The sequence below is a fragment of the Streptomyces aurantiogriseus genome (assembly GCF_014649375.1).
GTDB lineage: Bacteria > Actinomycetota > Actinomycetes > Streptomycetales > Streptomycetaceae > Streptomyces > Streptomyces aurantiogriseus.
This window is the reverse complement of record NZ_BMSX01000019.1, coordinates 107393-126544: the sequence shown is the minus strand read 5'-3', so window position 1 is coordinate 126544 and position 19152 is coordinate 107393. Positions and strand designations below refer to the sequence as shown.

Here is a 19152-nt window from a genome sequence, read left to right as displayed (position 1 = left end):
GCTGTACCGACCGGTGCGGTGTGCCGCTCGACTGAGAGAGACTGATGTCCCCGACGATTCGCAGGGCCGTGATCCCCGCCGCCGGACTCGGCTCCCGTCTGTTGCCCCTGACGAAGGCGACCCCGAAGGAGATGCTCCCGGTCGGCGACAAGCCGGTCATCGAGCACACCGTCCGTGAGTTGGTGGAGTCCGGCATCACGGACATCACCATCGTGGTCTCCGGCGGAAAGAGCCTCATTCAGGACCACTTCCGCCCCAACCCCGCCCTCGTCGAACAACTCCGCGAAGACGGCAAGACGGCCTACGCGGACGCGGTGGAGGAGATCGCAGAGCTGGCCCGCCAGGGCCACATCACCTACCTCGACCAGTACGGCCCGTACGGCAACGGCACCCCGGTGCTGAACGCTGCCCGCACCTTCGGAGACGAGCCGGTGCTGGTGCTGTGGCCCGACGACGTCTTCGTGGCCGAGGTCCCCCGCGCCCAGCAGCTGATCCGCGCGTATGAGCAGACGGGCTGCCCGGTGCTGGCCCTCATGCCGATGGACCCCGCCGACTCCCAGCGCTATGGCGTGCCCATCGTCAAGGAAGACCTCGGAGACGGCCAGCTGCGGATCACCGGGCTGGTCGAAAAGCCTGAGCCCGCTGCCGCCCCGTCGTCGTACGCGGCGATCGGCGGCTACGTCATCACTCCCGGCATCATCGATGAACTGCGCGAGCAGACCCGCCGCTGGTACGAGCACAGGACCGGCGAGGTCTATCTGACCGACGCCATCAACGCCTACGCCGCCACGCGCGCGGTGTACGGGCAGGTCATCAAGGGCCGCTGGTACGACACCGGCAACCCGGCCGACTACCTGGTCGCCCAGATGGCGTTCGCCCTCGCCCACCCGGAGTACGGCCCCGTCCTGCGCGGACTGGTCGCCGGACTCGATGCCGACCGCGCTGCTGCCCCTCAGGCGGAAACCAACACATGACCTGCCGTCTTTGTCTCCCGTTCCAGCCTGCGACCCTACGATCGCGCGGGTTGGTTGGCGATCAGAAAGGTGCTGCCGGCAGGGCGGAATCCCAGGCGTGAGTACACGCGAGCGACGGCGTCCTGCGCATAGGCGAGGAAGACGGTGCGCACCCCGTTCTCGCGCGCGTGGGTGACCAGGGCCGCCGTGACGGCGGCCCTGGTCGCGGGCTATGGGAAGCGTGCCGATGCCGCCGATCTCGGTGGTGCCGTTCGCCGGGTGGTAGTGGCCCACGGCCAGCGGGGCGCCGTCCGAGGCGATGGCGGCGATGAGTGTTTTGTGCCCGGCACGGATCGTGGGGCGGGTCGTTGCCACCGTGCCGTCCTCGGCCAGCTCCTCGGCCACCACCCACAGCTCCTCACGGCCCGCCGAGCCCACCGCAGTGCCCTCCTCAGCGAAAGCCAGGCGCGGCAGGGCGAGAGCTGCGGGCAACGCGGGGTCCTCGGCTGTCAGCGCACGGAGCGTCACGCCCTCGGGCAACGGCTGCGGCCCCACCGGGTGGTGCGGATCCAGAGCCATCAGCGGGCGTTCCGCCACTGGCAGGCCGGCGGCCTCGATACAGGAACGCAGCGTCAGCGCCGCCTCGGCCAGCCACTCGAAAGCCTCCGGCACGCCGAGTTCGCGCTGCTGGGCCCGCACCCGGGCGATGTCAGCGGCGGTGACGGCCGAGGCCCCTTCTGCAGTGGGTTGGGCATGGCTGGGGCCGCCGTAGTACGGGGAACCTGCCTTCCTGCGCACGAACAGCCGTAACGAACCGAACTCTTCGGCGTCGGCGAACAGCAACGGCACGGTGGCGTAGTAGTGCTCGATGTGGGCACTCAGCGAGTCGCTCAAGTCCTACGGCGCTCACTGCGTCTACGTCACCGACTCCGGCGGCCGGCTCACCATGGACGGGGTTCGCGACCGCGTCCGTGCCTACCGCGACGTCCTCGACCCGGCGACCGAGATCGGTATCCACGCCCACGAGAACCTCTCCCTGTCGGTCGCCAACAGCGTCGTGGCCGTGTGGAGGAGGGCGTGACCCGCGTCGACGCCTCCCTGGCCGGGCAGGGCGCCGGCGCGGGGAACTGCCCGATCGAGGCGTTCATCGCCGTGGCGAACCTGGAGGGCTGGAAGCACGGCTGCGACCTGTTCGCCCTCCAGGGCGCCGCCGACGACCTCGTCCGCCCCCTCCGGGACCGCCCGGTGCAGGTCGACCGCGAGACGCTCACCCTCGGCTACGGAGGCGTGTACTCGTCCTTCCTCCGCCACGCCGAGATCGCCGCCCGGCACTACGGCGTCGACGCCCGGACACTGCTGCTCGAGGTCGGCCGCCGTGGCCTGGTCGGCGGCCAGGAGGACATGATCGTCGACATCGCCCTCGACCTCGCGGCGGTGGAGGCGACACCGGCGAGCTGAACCCCCGTGCCCACTCTCCTGACGTACCGCGTGCTGGAGTACCGGAGGATCCGAACGAAAGGATGATGCGGCCCTGGGCACCCCAACTTCCGTTCAGAAAAAAGCAGATCAGTGGGCTGATGACGTCGGTCGGGGAGGCTGTGAGAATGGTCGGTGGACAGGGCGTCGCATTCCGACTTCCGCATTGACGGAAAGATCCGTGGACATCGGGCCAGGAGAGGGCCGCCTGCGCATCCTGTCGGCGTGACGGGGCATTCCGGATGCTCCGGTGCAGATTCCTGTGCGAGTTCGACATCTGGGGGACGTCTGTGCAGATCAATGTTCTCGGCCCGGTATCCGTCACCGTCGGGGAGCGGACGTACGAGGTCCGGGCCGGCAAGGTCCGGGCCTTGCTCACCACGCTCGCGCTGGAGGCGGGCCACGCCATCTCGCATCTCGAACTCGCCGAGGAGCTGTGGTCGGGTCATCCGCTCGGCAACCCCCGCAACGCCCTGCAGGCTCACGCGACCCGTGTCCGCAGGCTGCTGGACCGGCCCGGGCGGAACGGGGAGCGCGAGACGAGCGTGCTGCGGGCGCTGTCCAACGGCTACCTGCTGGACGTGCCGCGCGACTGCGTCGACGGCAACCGGTTCCTCGATCTGGCCTCTCAGGGCGCGACGGTGCTGCCCACCGCCCCCGACAGGGCCCTGCGGCTGCTGGAGGCCGCCCTGGGCCTGTGGCGCGGACCGGCGCTGATCGACGCGGGCGAGGGCCTGCGCTGCCGGAGCGCGGCAGTGCTGTTCGAGGAGCGCCGGCTGACGGCCTGGGAGCAACTGGCCGGCGCCAGGCTGGCGCTCGGCGACGAACCGCAGGCGGTCGCCGAGCTGCGGCGGCTGGTGGCCCAGTATCCGCTCCGGGAACACTTCTGCGAGCTGCTCCTGCTCGCTCTGTACCGGTCGGGGCGGCAGGGCGACGCCCTGGAGCTGTTCCGCCGAACCCGGCAGCGGTTCGACGAGGAGCTGGGCATTCTGCCGGGTGCGCGGATGCAACGCCTGCACGCCGAGATCCTGGCGCAGGACCCCGTGCTGACCCATCCCGCCGCCGTGTGGCGACTGCGCCGGGAACGGGGCCATGACGGCCTGCTGGCGGTCTGACGACCGGGCGGGATGGGGTCGCGACCGCCGAGGAGGCGCCGGCGAGGGCCGGCGCGGCCGCCGGGGAGACGGCCACCGAGGAAGCCGGGAAAACGGCCACCCAGGAAGAGGAGTCCACCGAGATGCGCCCTACGCCGGACCCCTGCACCGGCCCGGACGGCGGTACCGCGCGGCGAGAGCCGGTCGCCCTCGTCGGAATCGCGGCGCTCTACCCGCACGCGCGCGGCGCCGACGCCTACTGGCGGTTGCTCACGGCCCGGGAGCAGCCGGATCCGGACGCCGTACGGGGACTGGCCGATGTCGCCGTCGACGTCGCCCGGTTCGGCATTCCGCCCGCACAGGCGAGGTCCCTGGCCCGGATGCAACTCCTCATGCTGGAGGCGGCGCGCCAGTGCCTCGACGACGCAGGACACCCGCGGCGGGCACTGCCGACCGACCGCACCGACGTGATCGCCGGCACCTGCTTCGGCCTCGACCGTCAGTACGCCAACGCCCTGCGCGTCGAGGGCAGTCGCTACGCCCGCGATCTGCGGCGGGTGCTGTCCGGGCAGGAGTTCGGCGGCTCCGGTCAGGACGCCGCGGACCTGGCGGCCGAGGAGTTCCGCACGGCGCTGTCACGGCGCCTCGGCGCGTCGCCGCACGACCGGGTCGGCGAGATGGCCGGCACCATCCCGGCGCGGGTGGCGTCCGCCTTCAAGCTGCGTGGGCGCACCCTGGCCCTGGAGTCCGCCGACGTCACCTCCCATCTGGGGCTCGCCCTCGCGGTCGACAGCCTGCTCGGCGGCTCCTCGGACGCCGTCCTGGTACTCGCGGGCCAGCAATGGGAGGGCCGCTTCCTCTCCCGCGCCCTGGCGGCGAAGGGTCTCCACGCGCCTCTCGCCCGGCCCCTCGACCCGGACGGCACGGGCTTCGTGCCGGGTGAGGGCGTAGGTGCGCTGCTGCTGAAGCGTCTGTCGTCGGCGTTCCACGACGGCGACCGCGTCTACGCGACGATCCGTGACTGCTCGCTGCACCACGACGCGCGCCCTGGCGTCTTCCGCTACCCCACGGCATCGCGACCGCGCCGTGCGGCAGCCGCGGCCGGCCACGGGAGAGTCGGCATCCCTCCCGTCTCGGTGCAGTACGTCGAGTGCGCCGGCTACGGGGTGGGCGCCGAGACCAGGGCCGAACTCGACGCGCTGGCCGCGCTGTTCGCGGAGGCGGCCCCCGGCTCCGTGGCGCTCGGCAGCGCCCGGGACCGGCTGGGGCACACCTTCGCCAACGCCGGGCTCGCCAGCGTCACCAAGGTCGCGTTGGCGCTCTACCACCGCACGCTCCCGCCGCTGAGCCCGCACGCGGGACCGGCGGGCGACCGTTCCGCCAGGGCGACGGCCGACCCCGCCGGACCCGGCGCCTTGACCGCGCCGTTCCGTGTCCCCCGGGCGGCGGAACCCTGGCCCGCGCCGAGGGACGGTGGGCCCCGCAGGGCCGTGGTCAGCGCCGCGTCCCTCACCGGGACGCTGTGCCACCTGATCCTGGAGGAGCACGTGCCGGACGCGGCCGCGCGCGATGTGCGCGCCTGCGGGCCCGCCGTATCGGCGGAGGCCTGTGCGGCCGACCCGGTGGTGGGTGCCGGTGGGGCTGCTGTGCCGACAGGGGCCTCTGCGGCCGAACCCGAGGTGACCGCGCGCCCGCCTGCCGTCGCGCTGGCGGCCCGTGCCGCCGAACCCGTCCCGCTGGCGGCCCGCGCCGCCGAACCCGTCGCGGTGGTCGGTTTCGCCGGCCGTTTCGCCGGTGCGCGCGACGCCGACGTCTTCTGGCAGGCCATGCTCTCCGGCCGGGACCGTATCGGGCCGTTGCCCGAGGCGCTGCTCGACCGGGAGCTGTACCACGCCCCGGGCGTGCTCAGCCTGTCGCACACCTACACCGACCACGGCGCCCCGGTGCGGGCGCCTCAGGAGCCGCCGTCCGGCCTGCGCATACCGCCCCGGCGTTACGCGGCCCTGGATGCCGCCCAGCGGCTGACGCTGGCGGTCGCCGGCGAGTTGTTCGCCGGGCGCGGCCGTCCGCAGGCCACGCTGACCGGCACCGGCCTGATCGCCGTCGGCAGCAACCTCGGCCTGTCCCGGGAGCGTCACGTCAACGCGAGGCTCCGCCTGGACGAGTACGAGGCCGAGGTGCGCGGACTCGGCGCGCTCGGCCACCTCTCGGCGGACGAACTGCGGGCCGTGCTCAAGCTGGTCCGCGAGTGCTACGGCGAGGTGCCGGACGCGGATTCCCCGGCGGCGCTCGACGGCTGTCTCGCCGGCGGCGTGGCCGCGCTGCTGGCGAACGAACACGGCCTGGCCGCCGTGCCGGTGGCCGTGGAGGCGGCGTGCGCGTCGTCGCTGGCCGCCCTCGACGTGGCCGTGAGCCGTCTACGGTCGGGCAGCGCGGACTACGCCGTCGCCGGCGGCGTGGAACTGCCCTGCAACGCCCGCGACTTGGTGCTCTGCTCGGGTCTGGGGCTGCTCTCGCACGAAAGGATCACCCCCTTCGACGTGCGGGCCGACGGGTTCACGCCGGGCGACGGCTGTGCCCTGTTCCTGCTCAGGCGCTACCGGGACGCGGTGCGCGACGGCGATCCCGTCGTCGCGGTGCTGCGCGCCGTCGGCGCGTCCAACGACGCCAAGTCCCTCATCGCACCGGATGTCGCCGGCCAGGTCCGCGCCATCGAGCGGGCCTTCGAGCAGGTCGACTTCGGCCCCGCCGACGTCGACTACCTGGAGGCCCACGGCACCGGCACCCGCGTCGGCGACCGAGTGGAGGTGACGGCGGCGGCTCGCGTGTACGGCGGACGGCGGCGCGGCCGCCCGCTCCACATCGGGTCGGCCAAGTCGTTCTTCGGCCATACCTTCGCCGCGGCGGGCGGCGCGGGGCTGCTGCGCGTCGTACAGGCCCTCAGGGCCCGGACGCTCCCGCCGAACGTCAATCTCCGCACGCTGAACCCGGAGCTGGTGCGGGAGCTGGAGAGCATCCCCGCACGTGTGGCCACGGCTCCGGCCCCCTGGGAGCCGGTGCCGGGGCGGCCGCGGCGCGCGGCCGTGAGCTCCTTCGGCACCGGCGGCATCAACTACCACCTGCTGATCGAGGAAGTGACGGACGGAGCCCGATGAACTTCGACTTCGACGCAGAGACCGAGGAGATGCGCGACATGGTCGTGCGCTTCGCGGGTGGTGAACTCACCGCGCCGCCCGAGTTCGACCCGGACGACTTCCGGCGCCGCTGGCGGCTGGCCGGCAAGCAGGGGCTGGTCGGCAGCACCGTCCCCGTCGCGTACGGCGGCAGCGGCCTGGACGCCGTCTGCGCCGCGGCGATGACGGAGGCGCTCGGGCAGGGCTGCACCGACACCGGGTTCGTCTTCTCGGTGGCGGCGCACCTGTTCGCGGCCGTGATGCCGGTGGTCGAGTTCGGCACCGAGGAACAGAAGCGCCGCTGGCTGCCCGCCCTCGCCTCGGGCGAGTGGATCGCGGCGCACGGTGTCACCGAACCGGAAGCCGGATCGGACGCGCTCCGCCTGCGTACCCGTGCCGTGCGGGACGGTGGACGTTACGTGCTGAACGGTTCCAAGTGCTTCATCACCAACGCGCCCGTCGCCGACGTCTTCGTGGTGCAGGCCGCCACCGCCCCGGGCGGCGGCTTCTTCGGCCTGACCACCTTCCTCGTCCGGGCCGGAACCCCTGGGCTGAGCGTCGGCCGCCGCTACGGGAAGACCGGGCTGCACGGATCCCCTATGGCCGACGTCCACTTCGAGGACTGCGCGGTGCCCGCCGATCAGGTGCTGGGCGCGGAGGGGTCGGGTGCGGCCGTCTTCGCGTCGTCGATGAGGTGGGAACGGACGTGCCTGTTCGCGGCCTACCTGGGGGCCATGAAGCGGGTCCTGGACACCACGGTGGAGCATGTGAGGCAGCGTCGGCAGTTCGAGGCCGCCATCGGCTCCTTCCAGGCCGTCAGCCACCGGGTCGTGGACATGATGCTGCGGTACGAGTCGGCGCGGCTGATGCTCTACAAGGCCGCCAGGGCTCTGGCGGACGGCAGCGACGACGAGGTCGGCCCGGCGCTGGCGAAGCTGGCGGTGAGCGAGGCGGCGGTGCAACTCGGTCTGGACGCCGTCCAGCTCCGTGGTGCGCTCGGCATTCTCGACGGCGAGTCCCACGCCCTGCTGTGCGACGCCGTACCTGCCCGGATCTTCTCCGGGACCAACGAGATCCAGAAGAACAACGTCGCACGGGCGCTGGGACTCGGCGGCCGACCCGCCGGCATGCGCCGCTGACGCCGTACGAAGGAGGGGAGAGCGCCGTGCATCTCATCATTCACCGCATCCGGCTGCGTGCGGAGACCGAGCCCGCCCGTTTCGAGGACTGGGTGCGGCACGTCGACTACGCCGCGTGCTCCGAACTGCCCAGTGTGCTGTCCTTCAGTGTTCAGCGAGTCTCGGCGGACCCGGGGGCTCCCTTCCACTACGTCGAGGTCATCGAGGTGGGCAGCCGGGTGGAGTTCGAGCGGGACATGGGCTCGGAGGTCTTCCGGGGCCTGGTGGCCGGTTTCGGCACGATGGCCGAGGTGGTGGACGAAGTGGTCGGCGAGCGCGTCGGGCCCGGTTATCGGGCCGCCTGCTGACGACGCGGCCCGGACCGGGACCGCGGGTCAGTCGGCGCCCGTCGTGTTCGCCTGCCGGACGGGGGACGCGATCGCGTCGACCAGCCCGGACTGGTAGGCGACGGCGACGGCCTGGGCGCGGGTGGACGTGCCCATCTTGCGCAGCACGTTGTGGACGTGCGACCGCACCGTTGCCTTGGACACCGAGAGTTTCTGCGCGATTTCGGCGTTGGAGATTCCCCGGGTCAATAACAGAAGAATTTCTCTTTCCCGTGGGGTGAGTCTTTCGGCGACGTGCCCCATCGGGGGTGCCGGTTTCTTCTCGAATTGCTTTCCGAGTGATGTGCGGGCGGCCAGAGGGGCCACCAGGGAATTGTCTTGGACCACTGTCGTGATGACGTGGATGAGCGCCACGGCCGAACTCTCCAAGGAGAGCACCGCATGCACGCCGTGTCGAAGTGCCTCGAATGCGCGGTGGGCGTACTCCGCGGTGCTGAGCAGGATGACCCGGCTCAGGCGGGAGAGTTCGGCGAGTTCGCATCTGTCGTCGACGGTGAGGACCGGGGCGACGACGATGAGCGCGTCGGGACGGGACTCGACGGCCGCCCTGCGTGCGCGGTCCAGCGAGGTCTCCACCCGGACGTCGAGGTCGTGCTGTCGCAGAAGGGCGGACAGGCCGGCGCCCATGATCGCCTCGTCGCAGTAGACGACCACATGAATGCTCACCGGCGCCCCCAGGGGTCCTGCCGGGCGGCTGTGCGAGGAGTCCCAGCGCGGAGGGAAGGCGGTTGAAGCATCAATAACCACTGAGCCATGTGCATCATTTCCCCGTTTACTTGAGGCGCCTCACATTAGCACGCGAGCAGTGACGCGGGTAAGGTTGTGCGGCGCTTCTCGGGGCGCTTTCATGGTGCTCTGCAAGCGGCCCGGGAAAGAAGACTGCGGTTAGTCGGCGGGGACGTTTCTGCTGGCTGGAATCCTGCTTCGGCCTGGCTGGATTTCGGCGCTCATATTCACGGGGAGAGTCTGTGGGGCATTTTCGGAAGTCCGCGGGAGCGGGCAGCCGTACTGCGCTCTCGTATTTTCAGATCGGGCGGTGTCGTGAGGATGCGGCACAGCGCGGGGCCGGCGGGCTGCCGGTGGTGGGCCGGCCGAGCCGGGCGAGGAAGAACGTGTGTCCGGGAAGACCGAGTGCGGTCTGCGTCTCGAGCCTCAGGTCGTCGTGCTGCACCAGAATGCTGATCGGATGCAGAGCGAGGCCGGAGCACGTGGCCTGGAGCCAGTAGTCCACCAGCCGCGCCCCGCCGCGCAGGGCGTCGCCCGGCCCGGGGGCGACGCCGGTGAAGCCCATCGCCACCACGGCGGGGGAACACCGGGCCAGCGTCGCGAGCCCAGCGGCGAGGCGCCTGTCGTACCCCACACGGCTCAGCACCCGCATCGCCGACGGCGTCAGGGCCAGGCGCCTGGCCAGGTGGTGGGTCCGCGACATCGGCCCGAACAACTGGGTGAGGGTGAAGCCGTCGCCACGGCCGCGTGCGTCGGCTTCGCTCCGGCGGAGGAACGAGTGCGTCTCGCTCCAGGCACGGTGATGGCTGAAGTCCCGGCCCGCGTGCCGGGCGAGCAGCGTCGCGAAGACCTCCAGCGCCGTCGGCTCCGTGACGTGCCGGACGTCGATCCCGCCGAGGCCGTCCGCAGCGTGGGCGGGGCGGGCGAGGCGTTCGAGGAGGCCGGGATCGAGCAGAGCCGTTCGGTACGGCGATCGGTTGGTGCGCCGCTCCCGCGCCATGGCACCGAGGTCGGCGAGGCGTTCGTCCGAGGCTGCACCACGCCGCAGCGCCGCCACGCACAGCAGGCTCCACTCGCGGGGCCAGACAGGCCCGAACGGGCAGGCGCCGGGCGCCTCCACGGTACGCGACCGCACCACTGCCCAGCCCTGGGCGGCCAGCGCGCGCAGCAGCACCCGCCAGTACGCGCCGCAGCTCACGCCCATCTCGACGGCGTGCGCGGGCAGCGCGACGAGGCGGCGGCGCTCATCCAGGGCGAGCGCCAGGTACTCGGTGCCGCCGTGGAGAGGAGGTACCTGCCCGGGGTCGTCCTCCGCGAGGCCCAGGAACGCGGCCGCCCTGGCACGCGCCTGCCCGGTCACGGCCCTGGCCAGTGCCCATGGCTGGCAGTTGTGCGACGAGGGACTCAGCGCCGCGCAGCGCGTCGCCTCGTCGAGCGCGTCGGGGAACGGCCGCACCGGCGACGGCGCGGGACGGGACGATGGCGACGGCATGCCGTCCTCCACCTCACTTCCACAGAGGTCGGTTCACTTCCACAGACGGACACCCACCGCGCCAGGAGCATGCTCACGTCCACACAAGGGCCAGGAAGCAGCCGCCGACCTCACGCGCCCAGGTCCGCGGCGCGGCACGGTCCGCGGTCGGTGCGTGCCGCAACAGGCCGGGGCCCGCGCGCCAGGAGAACCACCCGTCGTGGTGCCAGCCGGTGAGGGCGACCTCGCGGAAGTCGACGCGCAGCCCGAACCCGTAGTACTTGAGCACCGCCTCCTTGCACGCCCAGCGCAGCGGCAGCGGCATTCCGGCCAGGCGTCCGCCCTCCGGGCAGGGGGAGCGCGGATCCCCCTCGCGGGAGAGGAGCAGGGCGAGCGGAGGCGACAGAGTGCGACGGTGCTCCAGGTCGATCCCGACGGCGTGCGGTCCGCACGCGGCCACGGCGAAGTCCCCGGAGTGGGAGATCCCGACGCCGACCGGCGCGTCGACCACGGGCCGGCCCGCCATCGGCCCGTGCGGGACGGCGCCGACCCGGACAGCACGGGTACCGGCGTCCCGGCCCCGGTGCCGCCGCAGGTACGCGCAGACGCCGTGCTTCACTGCGAACCGGCCCGCCAGCCACTCGTAGCGGCGCCTGGGCACGTGCAGGGCGGCCGCCCGGGCAGCCTCCTCCGGGGCCAGGTGCCGGGCTTCCAGCCGGGCCAGCACCGCCTCACTCTGCGCGCGCAGCCACGCGACGGACACCACCGCGACGGTGAGCCGGTCGGCCAGGTGCGCCACGTGCAGCGGCCGGGCCCGGTCCAGCACGAGGCGCTCTTCCGCGAATGCCGCGTGCGCCGCGGACGCCGCCCTCGGCCGGAGCGGGCCGGGCGCACGGGGGAGCGGCGCGGGTCGCGGCGGCCATGCGTCAGCGGTCGACATCGGGCGGCAGCAGGAACGGGTAGGTGCGTCGGCGGACCGTGCGGTGCCAGAAGCGGTCGGCCTTGCGCAGCCGCTGGATGACCTCCCACATCCGCGCGTCGCCCCGGTAGTACGCCGCCACCTCCTCCGCGGTGAGGGGCCTGGCGAGGCGCGCGTTGGCCTGTTCCAGGAATCCGGGGATCAGCTTCTCCAGCCGTTCCTTGTGCAGGTTGCCGAGGAAGTCCAGGACCACGCCACGCGTGGTGTAGAACTTGTCGAAGATCGACGTCGCCGTGCAGATGCGGACCGCGTCGCGCAGGACCCAGGGCAGGGATGTGCAGAACAGGCGCACGTCCAGCAGTTCACGGCCGCGGGTGTCGCGCATGAGCGGCGTCGTCACGTCCAGGTAGACCAGCGCACCGCCGACGTCGGCCCAGTTCGACGCCTGCGCGTCCAGCCCGAGCGACGGACTGACGACGCCGTCGACCTGGTCGAGGAAACGGGCGAAGAAGTCCTCCGCCCACAGCTCGCCCTCGGTGTGCAGGAGACGGGAGCACAGACGCGGGGCGGGCAGGGCCCGTTGGACGCAGTAGCCCACGATCCGCCCCGAGGGCAGGGGTGTGTGCCACAGGCGCGTCTCGGCAACCCGTACCCCGCCGTTCTCCAGCCGCTCGAGGTACGCGGCGAGGGTGCGTTCGTAGCGCTCGAAGCGGTCCCGCGTCGGGAAGACCGGCAGCCGCTTGCAGGCGAAGGCGCCGTGTTCGGTCTCCAGACTCAGGACGAGGGTGACCTCGCCGTAGCCGAGCACGCCCAAGCCCGTGCCGTCGGCGTTCTTCAGCGCGGTCCGCACCCGGTCTTCGAGCGTCCGGAGCTCGCGGTCGGGGACCGTGAAGGTCATGGTGCCGTCACCTGCTTCCGGTTCTCGTAGCTGGGGGAAGTGCAGCGCTCGTCAGCTGCGGGACGTGATGCGGGGGCCGGTGTGCCGGGCGGCTCGGGCTCAGGCGGACGTGAAGACCAGCACCGCGTTCTGGCCGCCGAAGCCGAACGAGTTGCTCATCGCGACCCGAACCCTCTGCCGGCGCGGAGCACCGTGGACCACGTCCAACTCCACGCCCGGGTCCTGGCGTTCCAGATTCGCCGTGGGCGGCACGGTCGAGCGTTCGACGGTCAGGACGGTCAGCACGGCCTCGATCGCCCCCGCGGCACCCAGAGCGTGTCCGAGCACGCCCTTGACCGAGGTGACGGACGCCCGGTCGCCGAGCAGCTTGCGGAGCGTACGCGCCTCCACCGCATCGTTGAGCGGGGTGGAGGTGCCGTGCGCGTTCACATGGTCGACCTCCGCCGGCACCACCGCGGCCTGCCGCAGCGCGGCCCGCACCGCCTGCCGGACGCCGCCGCCCTCGGGGTCGGGAGCGGTGATGTGATGGGCGTCGGCCGACGCGCCGTAGCCGGCGAGCCGCGCCCGGACCGTGGCGCCGCGGGCCCTGGCGTCCTCCTCCCGCTCCAGCACGAGCATGCCGCTGCCCTCGCCGATGACGAAGCCGTCGCGGTCGGCGTCGAAGGGACGGGACGCCGCCGCGGGCTCGTCGAGCCGCCGGGACAGGGCGCCCATCCGGGCGAAGCCCGTCACCATCAGCGGGCTCACCCCTGCCTCGGCTCCGCCGGTGACCACGACGTCACAGGTGCCGTCGTGCAGGAGCCGGGCGGCCGCGCCGATCGCCGTGGCACCGGACGCGCAGGCGGTGGCGGTGACGAAGTTCGGGCCGGTGGCCCGTAACTCCATGGCCAGATGGCCGGCGACCATGTTCGGCACGAGCATCGGGACCAGCAGGGCGGAGACCGTGTCCGGCCCCTGGCCGAGCATTCTGCGGTGCTGCGCCTCCCAGGTCCCGACGCCACCGAGGCCGCACCCCACGACCACGCCGACCCGCGCCCCGTCCCAGGTGACGGGGTCGAGCCCGGAGGAGGCGACCGCTTCACGGGCCGCCACGATCCCCAGCTGGATGAAGCGGTCGTGTGTCAGGGGACTGCGCCGGCCGACGTCGCGGACCGGGTCCAGCCCGGGCACGGTGCACGAGATGTCCACCGGCAGCCCGTCCAGATCCGGATTCCGCGCCGCCGTCGGCACCCCCGCGCAGACCCGCTCCCACGTCGTGTCGGCGCCGATGCCGGCCGCGGTGACGAGGCCCAGCCCGGTGACGGCGAGGGCGGGCGCGGGCATCACGAGGCCGCAGCCGCGGTCCGGCTCTCGATCAGCTCCGCCGCCTGGGCGACGGTGTCGTCCGGCGATGCCGCGTCCTCGTCCAGGCCCACCCCGAACTCGGACTGGATCACCAGCACCAGCTCCACCAGGAACAGCGAGTCCATCTCGAGCTCCCGGAAAGTGACGTCGGGCCCGATCTCCGTACGCTCCACCGCGAAGCGGCCGACCAGCAGATCGACGAGTTTGTCGTAAGTGGCGCTCATGAAGGTGATTCGCCTTTCCAGGAGATGGTCCGTTTTCCGGGAGACGGTCCGTCGACGGCCCGGCGCGGCCGGTGCACGGCGTCATGCCGCAGTCTGGGCAGGCGGGCTGACCGCCCGCTGACCGGCCGCTGACCTGCGCCGGGTCAGTCGGCGGTCAGCGGGCGGTCAGCCCCGGCCGACAGACTCGGCACGACCCGAACCATTCGGCCGTACCGCATCCGAGGAGCACAGGCGTGAATTCCTGCCGTCGGCACAGACTTCGCCGGGAGACCCTGCACCGCCACCGGCTCCACGGCGGTGGCCGGTGACCCGCGTGGCCGTACTGGACGGCATCGGGAGCTGCCTGCCGCCCCGGCTGGTCACCAACGACGAGCTCGCGGCCAGGCTGGACACCTCCGACGCATGGATCCGGTCACGGACCGGGATACGGCAGCGCTACGTCGTCACGGACGGCACGGGGACCTCCGACCTGGCTGTCGGCGCCGGCTCCCGGGCGCTGAAGTCCTCCGGCGATCCCCATGCCGACACCGTCGTCGTGGCCACCACGACCCCCGACCGGCCCTGTCCCGCCACGGCCCCGGCGGTCGCCGCCAGGCTGGGCCTCGGACATGCGGCGGCCTACGACGTCGCGGCGGTCTGCACCGGGTTCCTGTACGCGCTCGCCACCGCGTCGGGTCTCATCGCCCTGGGTGTCTCCGCCCGCGCACTGGTGATCGGCGCCGAGACCTTCTCCCGGATCCTCAACCCGGACGACCGGTCCACGTCGGTCATCTTCGGCGACGGCGCGGGGGCCGTGGTGCTGCGCGCCGGAAGCCCGGACGAGCCGGGCGCCCTCGGCCCGTTCGAGCTGCGCAGCGACGGCGAGGGCAGGGATCTCATCACGGTGCCGGCCGGTGGCCCGCCGCCGGCCGACCCGGCCGCGGGGCCCGGTGCCGCCGACTACTACTTCACCATGCAGGGCAAGAAGGTGTTCCGGCTGGCCGTGCAGCGCATGGGGGAGTGCGCCCGGGCGGTTCTGGACCGTGCGGGACGGCGGCCGGGGGACGTCGACCGCCTCGTGAGCCACCAGGCGAACCAACGCATCATCGAGCGCCTGGCCGACGAGATCGGCATCCCGTACGAGCGCACGGTCAGCAACATCGCCCGAGTGGGCAACACGGCGGCGGCCTCCATACCGCTGGCGCTCGACCACGCGCACACCGAGCGGGTGCTCAGGCCGGGAGACCGGGTGCTTCTCACGGCGTTCGGCGGTGGCCTCACCTGGGGCGCGTCGATGCTCACCTGGCCTGCCATCGACCCCGTCTGAGGGCCTGCCGCCACCCTCCGAGGGCGGCGCGCCGTGGCTTCGACCGACGGTCACGCCGTCGCGCACGTGCGGACGACTCAACCGTGAGGACTCGACCAAGGACGACCATGACTCCGCAGAAGCTGATCACCGACTACATCGCCGACGTCTGGATGGACGGCGACGCCGAGGGGCTGGGGCCACAGACGCCGATCGCCGAGCTGAACATCATCGACTCCGCGGGGGTCTTCGACCTCGTCCACTTCCTGCAGACCGAGTTCCGGATCACCGTTCCGCTGCACGAGGTGTCGCTGGAAAACTTCCGGTCCGTCAGCGCGATCGCCGCTCTCGTCGCCCGACTGCGCAACGACGACCCGCGGAAGGACGGTCCGCGCAAGAACCTTCCGCGCAAGGACGACCTGCCGAAGCCCGACCTGCCGCAGGACGAAGGGGGCAGCGCCGCATGACGCACCGCGCAGATCTCGCATCTCCCACGGACGAACGGCCCGACCCGACCCGGACCCTCGCGGAGGTGGTGGACATCGTCGCGTCCCGGACCCTCTACGACGAGTCCCACCTGCGGCCGGACAGCCACTTCGAGGCGGAGCTGGGCATCGACTCCGTCCTCCTGCAGTCCGTACTGGCCGCCGTCAGGGAGCACTTCGGCCTCGGCGCCGGCGCGCTGCACGGCGGGATCACCACGATCAGGGAACTGGCCGACGCGGTGCGCGGCGAACTGGAGGCCGCGCACGCGGGGCCCGCGGTCACCGCAGGCCCCGGGGGCACCGCAGGGCCGGGAGACGCCGTACTGGAGGCCGTCGTCACCGCCGCTTCGCGCCAGACCCAGTACGAGCGCCACCAACTCGACCCCGACGCCGACGTCGAGAGCGAACTCGGCATCGACTCCGTCATCCTCACCTCCATCGTCACCGAGGCCGCCGAGGCCCTCGGCCTGCCGCGCACCGCGTCCGCGGCGGTGGACGCCACCACGCTGCGCGCACTGGCCGGGCACCTCCGCGCCCGGACCGCGCATCGGCACCCCGAGAGCCGGACGCCGGCGCCCACGGCGGGACCGGAGGACGACTGGGACCGCCGTTCGATGAAGGACTTCGTGGAGGAACGCGACCGCGACCTGTTCGCCAAGGCCCGCAGCTTCGGCCCGTACCTGCGCAGGCGCGAGGAGGAGCGGCACTACTGGTACGGGATGCCGTTGCGCTCGCAGTGCCGCAACCGTGCCGTCATCTACGACGAACTGGCCGCCCGCGAGCGCGAGTTCCTCATGTTCGCGTCCAACAACTACCTGGGACTCGCCAACCATCCGAAGGTCATCGAGGCGATCTGCGACGCCACCCGCACCTACGGGGCCACGCACACCGGCTCGCGGTTCATCGGTGGCACCAACACGCTCCACAAGGAGCTCGAACGGCGGCTCGCCGCCTTCAAGCAGCGCCCGGCCTGCATCGTCTTTCCCGGCGGCTACGCCGCGAACCTGGGTGCCATCTCCGCGCTGGTCAGGAGCTACGACACGCTCGTGGTCGACAAGCTCAACCACATGAGCATCCTGGACGGAGCCAGGCTCTCCGGTGCCGTCCGCAGGATCTACCAGCACAACGACATGGCGGATCTGGAGCGGATTCTGCAACGAGGCGCGGAGGACGCCGAGGGAGGCCTGCTCGTCGTCGCCGACGGCGTGTTCAGCATGCACGGCGACCTGTGCGACCTGCCCGAGATCGTCCGGCTGGCCAGGGCTCACGGGGCCCGCGTGATGGTGGACGACGCCCACGCCACCGGCGTACTGGGCGCACGCGGCTCCGGCACGGCCGAGCACTTCGGCCTCAAGGGCGAGGTCGACCTGGAACTCGGCACCATGAGCAAGGCGCTGGCCGGCATGGGCGGCTTCGTCGTCGGCGACGAGTCTGTCATCGAGTACCTCCGCTACTACTCCCACTCCTACGTCTTCGCCGCGAACATCCCCGCCGGCGTGGCCGCCGGACTCATCGCCTCCCTCGACGTCATCGAGTCGGAACCCGAGCGCATCAAGCAGCTGTGGACCAACATCGGCACACTGCGCGGGCGGCTGCTGGACGCCGGGTTCGACCTGGAGAACTCCGAGAGCGCCATCCTGCCCCTCGTCATCGGCGACGAGCGCAGGGCGATGGAGATGGGCCGGGCGGTCCGCGCCCGAGGGCTCTTCTGCCAGACCGTGGTCTACCCGGGCGTACCGCTCGGGGACGCCCGGCTGCGGATCAGCGTGACCAGCGAACACACGCCCGAGGACCTGGACCTCGCCGCGGAGATCTTCGTCGACGCGGCCCGCGAGACCGGTGTCCGGCCGACCACGGCATGAGGCAGGAGGCGCACCACATGGCTGCCCGGAACTCCTCTCTGACCAACCCCTCCCTGACCAGCCCTTCTCTGGCCAGTCCTTCCCTGACCGAGTCTCCCGTGACCGACTCCTCCGTCCTCACCCCCTCCGTGATCCGCCTGCCGAGGGAGGTCGCCCGTCGGCACGCCGTGCGGCCGGCGATCGTCGGCCCCGAGACGGTGACGTACGGCCAACTCGTCGCACGCGTCGACGTGGTCGCCTCCCGGCTGCTCGACCTCGAGGTCGTGGCCGGCGACCGGATCGCGATCTGGATGGCCAAGCAACCCCGCTACGCCGAGGTCATCCTCGCCGCTCTTCAGGCGGGCTGCGCTTACGTACCCCTCGACGGCGGCCAGCCCGCGGACCGGGTGCGGACGATCCTCGCCGACGCCGAACCCGCCGTACTCGTCACCGACCGGGGGCGCCTCGACCAGCTCGCCGAAGGGCCGCTGCCGTCCTCCCTGAAGGCCGTGGTCACCACCGGGGACGGGCCGGGGCAGGAGACGGTGGCCGGCGTTCCCGTCCTGACGTGGGCCGACTTCACGCGGGTGGCGGCCGGACGGGTGGCCCTCGCGCCGCCGGTCGGGCCGTCGGACCTGGCCGCGATCCTCTACACCTCCGGGTCGACCGGCACCCCGAAAGGCGTGCGGATCTCGCACCGCAACCTCGCCAACTTCGTGTGCTGGGCCCGCGAGGAACTCGACGTCGGTCCCGACGACGTCTTCGCCAACCACGCCTCGTTCAACTTCGACCTGTCCACCTTCGACCTGTTCACCGCGCTGACGACCGGAGCGGCGGTGTGGATCGTCGCGGACACGCAGGCGCGCGACGTCTCGGCACTGGCCGACGGCATCCGCGAGCACGGCGTCACCGTGTGGTACTCGGTGCCGTCGGTCCTGAATCTGCTGACGGCGTCCGGCGCGCTCACCCGGGAAGGCGCGGGGAGCCTGCGCCATGTGCTCTTCGCCGGCGAGGTGTTCCCCGTCGCGCAGTTGCGCTCGCTCGCCGGGCTGCTGCCCCCGGGCGCCGCGCTGTACAACCTCTACGGCCCCACGGAGACCAACGTCTGCGCCTACCACCGGGTCCGGCCGCAGGACCTGCGGCGCACGGTGCCGGTGCCGATCGGCCGCCCGATCAGCGGTGCCCGGCTCACCGTCGTCGGCGACGACGGCAGGCCCGCCGTCCGGCCCGGAGCGATCGGCGAACTCGTCGTGGCCGGCGACTGCGTGACCCCCGGTTACTGGCGGCGCCCCGACGACCCCGCGGCCGCCTTCCACTGCCGGGGTGAGCACCCCACGGGCGACCTGGTGTCCTTCGAGGAAGACGGCCTGCTCGTCTACCACGGGCGCAAGGACCGCATGGTGAAGCTGAACGGCTACCGGGTGGAACTGGGGGAGATCGAGGCGGCCGTCCTGCAGCACCCCGCCCTCGCCGACGCCGCGGTGCTCCTCGCCGGCGAGGGCGCTCAGGCACGCCTCGCGCTGTACTACACGCTGCGCGAGGGCGCGCCCAGGCCGAGCCTGCTGCAGCTCAAGGAGCACTGCGCACGGCGACTTCCCGCCTACATGGTGCCGCACGCGGCGACCCGCCTGGACCGGCTGCCGCGCAACGCCAACGGCAAGACCGACTACCGCCGTCTCGGCCAGGAGGCGGCCCGGACCACCGCAGAGCCCGCGGGCGCTGCGCGGTGAGCGACGGG

Annotated in this window: 15 protein-coding genes and 2 pseudogenes; 10 read left to right on the top strand and 7 right to left on the bottom strand. The window is 72.3% G+C overall.

Annotation, left to right across the window (positions count from 1 at the left end; translation table 11 throughout):
- Positions 1 to 44: 44 nt before the first annotated feature.
- Positions 45 to 974 carry a UTP--glucose-1-phosphate uridylyltransferase gene (locus tag IE263_RS33800; protein ID WP_189941749.1) on the top strand — a complete coding sequence of 310 codons (930 nt, stop codon included), beginning with the start codon at positions 45 to 47 and terminating at the stop codon, positions 972 to 974.
- Between the two features lie 35 nt (positions 975 to 1009).
- Here the strand turns inward: IE263_RS33800 and IE263_RS48930 are convergent.
- Positions 1010 to 1847, bottom strand: a pseudogene (locus tag IE263_RS48930) (GNAT family N-acetyltransferase).
- Here IE263_RS48930 and dmpG point away from each other — a divergent pair.
- The 5 genes and pseudogenes from dmpG to IE263_RS33775 form a co-directional block, all read left to right on the top strand.
- A pseudogene (gene dmpG, locus IE263_RS33795) lies at positions 1843 to 2411 on the top strand (4-hydroxy-2-oxovalerate aldolase); the annotation flags it as partial. The pseudogenes IE263_RS48930 and dmpG sit on opposite strands and share 5 nt — an antisense overlap.
- Positions 2412 to 2671: 260 nt before the next feature.
- Positions 2672 to 3544, top strand: coding sequence for an AfsR/SARP family transcriptional regulator (locus tag IE263_RS33790; protein WP_189941747.1), 873 nt, complete (start codon positions 2672 to 2674; stop codon positions 3542 to 3544).
- A gap of 122 nt (positions 3545 to 3666) precedes the next feature.
- Positions 3667 to 6678: a beta-ketoacyl [acyl carrier protein] synthase domain-containing protein gene (locus tag IE263_RS33785; RefSeq protein ID WP_189941745.1), complete on the top strand. Its 3012-nt coding sequence runs from the start codon at positions 3667 to 3669 to the stop codon at positions 6676 to 6678.
- On the top strand, positions 6675 to 7835 hold the full coding sequence (redW, locus tag IE263_RS33780) for an L-prolyl-[peptidyl-carrier protein] dehydrogenase (protein WP_189941742.1): 1161 nt from the start codon (positions 6675 to 6677) through the stop codon (positions 7833 to 7835). Before IE263_RS33785 ends, redW begins: the two co-directional genes overlap by 4 nt.
- A gap of 26 nt (positions 7836 to 7861) precedes the next feature.
- On the top strand, positions 7862 to 8182 hold the full coding sequence (locus tag IE263_RS33775; RefSeq protein WP_189941740.1) for a RedY/HapK family protein: 321 nt from the start codon (positions 7862 to 7864) through the stop codon (positions 8180 to 8182).
- A gap of 27 nt (positions 8183 to 8209) precedes the next feature.
- Here the strand turns inward: IE263_RS33775 and IE263_RS33770 are convergent, their stop codons facing one another.
- From IE263_RS33770 to IE263_RS33745, 6 genes are all read right to left on the bottom strand, one after another.
- The gene (locus IE263_RS33770) at positions 8210 to 8887 is read right to left on the bottom strand and encodes a helix-turn-helix transcriptional regulator (RefSeq protein ID WP_189941738.1); all 678 of its coding nucleotides are present in this window, start codon (positions 8885 to 8887) and stop codon (positions 8210 to 8212) included.
- 358 nt (positions 8888 to 9245) lie between these two features.
- Positions 9246 to 10439, bottom strand: a complete 1194-nt coding sequence (locus IE263_RS33765; protein ID WP_189941736.1) for a nitroreductase family protein — start codon at positions 10437 to 10439, stop codon at positions 9246 to 9248.
- A 73-nt stretch (positions 10440 to 10512) separates the two neighbouring features.
- The gene (locus IE263_RS33760) at positions 10513 to 11244 is read right to left on the bottom strand and encodes a 4'-phosphopantetheinyl transferase family protein (protein ID WP_189941734.1); all 732 of its coding nucleotides are present in this window, start codon (positions 11242 to 11244) and stop codon (positions 10513 to 10515) included.
- A 100-nt stretch (positions 11245 to 11344) separates the two neighbouring features.
- Positions 11345 to 12235, bottom strand: a complete 891-nt coding sequence (locus IE263_RS33755) for a DUF6206 family protein (RefSeq protein ID WP_189941732.1) — start codon at positions 12233 to 12235, stop codon at positions 11345 to 11347.
- A gap of 99 nt (positions 12236 to 12334) precedes the next feature.
- Entirely contained in the window at positions 12335 to 13558 is a 1224-nt protein-coding gene (locus tag IE263_RS33750; protein ID WP_189941730.1) for a beta-ketoacyl-[acyl-carrier-protein] synthase family protein, read from the bottom strand.
- Positions 13558 to 13803 carry an acyl carrier protein gene (locus tag IE263_RS33745; RefSeq protein ID WP_189941728.1) on the bottom strand — a complete coding sequence of 82 codons (246 nt, stop codon included), beginning with the start codon at positions 13801 to 13803 and terminating at the stop codon, positions 13558 to 13560. The genes IE263_RS33750 and IE263_RS33745 overlap by 1 nt, the downstream gene beginning before the upstream one ends.
- 304 nt (positions 13804 to 14107) lie before the next feature.
- On the opposite strand from IE263_RS33745, the gene IE263_RS33740 reads away from it, so the two are divergent.
- The 4 genes from IE263_RS33740 (at position 14108) to IE263_RS33725 (ending at position 19144) form a co-directional block, all read left to right on the top strand.
- Positions 14108 to 15109: a beta-ketoacyl-ACP synthase III gene (locus tag IE263_RS33740; RefSeq protein WP_189941726.1), complete on the top strand. Its 1002-nt coding sequence runs from the start codon at positions 14108 to 14110 to the stop codon at positions 15107 to 15109.
- Positions 15110 to 15216: 107 nt separating this feature from the next.
- Complete coding sequence (locus IE263_RS33735) at positions 15217 to 15555, top strand: acyl carrier protein (RefSeq protein ID WP_229911315.1); 339 nt, start codon at positions 15217 to 15219, stop codon at positions 15553 to 15555.
- On the top strand, positions 15552 to 17435 hold the full coding sequence (locus IE263_RS33730; protein WP_189941723.1) for an aminotransferase class I/II-fold pyridoxal phosphate-dependent enzyme: 1884 nt from the start codon (positions 15552 to 15554) through the stop codon (positions 17433 to 17435). Before IE263_RS33735 ends, IE263_RS33730 begins: the two co-directional genes overlap by 4 nt.
- Positions 17436 to 17452: 17 nt before the next feature.
- Positions 17453 to 19144 (top strand): D-alanine--poly(phosphoribitol) ligase, encoded by a 1692-nt coding sequence (locus IE263_RS33725; protein WP_189941721.1) that lies wholly within the window; start codon positions 17453 to 17455, stop codon positions 19142 to 19144.
- Positions 19145 to 19152 lie beyond the last annotated feature (8 nt).

Bases quoted from the DNA above. Each gene is read 5' to 3' on its own strand.
- IE263_RS33735 (WP_229911315.1), top strand. From the start codon at position 15,217: ATGACTCCGCAGAAGCTGATCACCGACTACATCGCCGACGTCTGGATG.
- IE263_RS33725 (WP_189941721.1), top strand. From the start codon at position 17,453: ATGGCTGCCCGGAACTCCTCTCTGACCAACCCCTCCCTGACCAGCCCT.
- IE263_RS33750 (WP_189941730.1), bottom strand. From the start codon at position 13,558: ATGCCCGCGCCCGCCCTCGCCGTCACCGGGCTGGGCCTCGTCACCGCG.
- IE263_RS33765 (WP_189941736.1), bottom strand. From the start codon at position 10,439: ATGCCGTCGCCATCGTCCCGTCCCGCGCCGTCGCCGGTGCGGCCGTTC.
- IE263_RS33785 (WP_189941745.1), top strand. From the start codon at position 3,667: ATGCGCCCTACGCCGGACCCCTGCACCGGCCCGGACGGCGGTACCGCG.
- redW (WP_189941742.1), top strand. From the start codon at position 6,675: ATGAACTTCGACTTCGACGCAGAGACCGAGGAGATGCGCGACATGGTC.
- IE263_RS33800 (WP_189941749.1), top strand. From the start codon at position 45: ATGTCCCCGACGATTCGCAGGGCCGTGATCCCCGCCGCCGGACTCGGC.
- IE263_RS33755 (WP_189941732.1), bottom strand. From the start codon at position 12,235: ATGACCTTCACGGTCCCCGACCGCGAGCTCCGGACGCTCGAAGACCGG.
- IE263_RS33790 (WP_189941747.1), top strand. From the start codon at position 2,672: ATGCTCCGGTGCAGATTCCTGTGCGAGTTCGACATCTGGGGGACGTCT.
- IE263_RS33730 (WP_189941723.1), top strand. From the start codon at position 15,552: ATGACGCACCGCGCAGATCTCGCATCTCCCACGGACGAACGGCCCGAC.
- IE263_RS33745 (WP_189941728.1), bottom strand. From the start codon at position 13,803: ATGAGCGCCACTTACGACAAACTCGTCGATCTGCTGGTCGGCCGCTTC.